We start from the raw sequence: 2,265 nt of genomic DNA, 5'->3' as shown, positions 1-2,265 counted from the left end.
GCAGACGCCGGTGACCGTCACTTTGAGCAATGGCTCGGTGATCACCATCAAAGCCGGTGAATCGACTGGCACTGTGGTGGTGGATACCCCGGCTAACGATGTTTACAACAATGGTTCGACTATCAGCACCACTATTACTGGTGCGACTGGTGGCAACTTTGAAAATCTGGTGCCGGCGACTACACCTGCGGTCACTACGATTACTGATTCGGTCGATACCACTACCGTCACGCTGACGGCCGGTCAGACTGTGGTTGAAGGTGGGCAGATTACCTACACCGCCACCTTGACCAACCCGGCGCAGACGCCAGTGACTGTCACCTTGAGCAATGGCTCGGTGATCACCATCAAGGCGGGTGAGTCGACTGGCACCGTCATGGTGGATACCCCGGCTAACGATGTTTACAACAATGGTTCGACTGTCAGCACCACTATTACTGGTGCGACTGGTGGCAACTTTGAAAATCTGGTGCCGGGTACTACGCCTGCGGTCACTACGATTACTGATTCGGTCGATACCACCACTGTTACGCTGACGGCCGGTCAGACTGTGGTTGAAGGCGGGCAGATCACTTACACCGCCACACTGACCAACCCGGCGCAGACGCCGGTGACCGTCACCTTGAGCAATGGCTCGGTGATCACTATCAAAGCCGGTGAGTCGACTGGCACTGTGGTGGTTGATACCCCGGCTAACGATGTTTACAACAATGGTTCGACTATCAGCACCACTATTACTGGTGCGACTGGCGGCAACTTTGAAAATCTGGTGCCGGCGACTACACCTGCGGTCACTACGATTACTGATTCGATTGATACCACTACTGTCACGCTGACTGCTGATAATTCGGTGGTTGAAGGCGGTAACATTACTTACACCGCTACGCTGACCAATCCAGCGCAGACTGCGGTTAACGTGACGCTTTCGAATGGTCAGACCATCACTATTGAGGCCGGCAAAACCGCTGGCTCGGTGGTTTTCCAAACTCCGGCCAATGACGTTTACAACAACGGTTCCACCGTTAACACGACGATCACCAAAGCTGAAGGCGGCAATTTCGAGAGCCTGGCGACCAATCCTGCGCCAGCGACCACGACGATTACTGACTCGGTCGATACCACTACCGTTACTCTGACTGCCGATAACTCGGTTGTTGAAGGCGGCAATATCACCTACACCGCCACGTTGACTAACCCAGCGCAGACTGCTGTGAGCGTCACCTTGAGCAACGGCCAGACGATTGTTATCGAAGCGGGCAAATCCTCTGGGACTGTCGTTTTTCAAACTCCGGCCAACGACGTCTACAACAACGGTTCCACCGTTAATACGACGATCACTAAAGCTGAAGGCGGTAACTTCGAGAACCTGGCAACGAACCCTGCGCCAGCGACCACGACGATTACTGACTCGGTCGATACCACAACTGTCACTCTGACTGCTGATAACTCGGTCGTTGAAGGCGGCAACATCACCTACACCGCTACGCTGACCAACCCAGCGCAGACTGCGGTTACCGTGACGCTTTCGAATGGTCAGACCATCACTATTGAGGCCGGTAAAACTGCCGGTTCGGTGGCCTTCCAAACTCCGGCCAACGACGTCTACAACAACGGTTCGACCGTCAATACGACGATCACCAAAGCTGAAGGCGGTAATTTCGAGAATCTGGCGACTAATCCAGCGCCAGCGACCACCACGATTACCGACTCGGTCGATACCACTACCGTTACATTGACTGCCGATAACTCGGTCGTTGAAGGCGGCAACATCACGTACACCGCTACGCTGACCAACCCAGCGCAGACTGCGGTTACCGTGACGCTTTCGAATGGTCAGACCATCACGATTGAGGCCGGTAAAACCGCTGGTTCGGTGGTTTTCCAAACTCCAGCCAACGACGTTTACAACAATGGTTCGACCGTTAACACGACGATCACCAAGGCTGAAGGCGGCAACTTCGAGAACCTGGCGGCGAACCCTGCGCCAGCGACCACGACGATTACTGACTCGGTCGATACCACCACCGTCACTCTGACTGCCGATAACTCGGTTGTTGAAGGCGGCAACATCACTTACACCGCCACGCTGACCAATCCAGCGCAAACTGCGGTCACCGTGACGCTTTCTAACGGTCAGACCATCAACATCGAAGCAGGTAAATCGACCGGCACCGTGGTGTTCCATACCCCGGCCAACGACGTCTACAACAACGGTTCGACCGTCAACACGACGATCACCAAGGCCACTGGCGGCAACTTCGAGAA

Annotated in this window: 1 protein-coding gene; it reads left to right on the top strand. The window is 54.8% G+C overall.

The window, feature by feature from the left end; all coding sequences use genetic code 11:
* A partial coding sequence (locus BFW87_RS32260; protein ID WP_368483945.1) for an immunoglobulin-like domain-containing protein occupies positions 1-2,265 on the top strand: 2,265 nt, incomplete at both ends.

The sequence above is a fragment of the Pseudomonas fluorescens genome (assembly GCF_002022275.1).
Classification (GTDB): Bacteria; Pseudomonadota; Gammaproteobacteria; order Pseudomonadales; family Pseudomonadaceae; genus Aquipseudomonas; species Aquipseudomonas fluorescens_AJ.
Note: the sequence above shows the minus strand (reverse complement) of the source record. Positions and strands in the feature narration are given on the sequence as shown.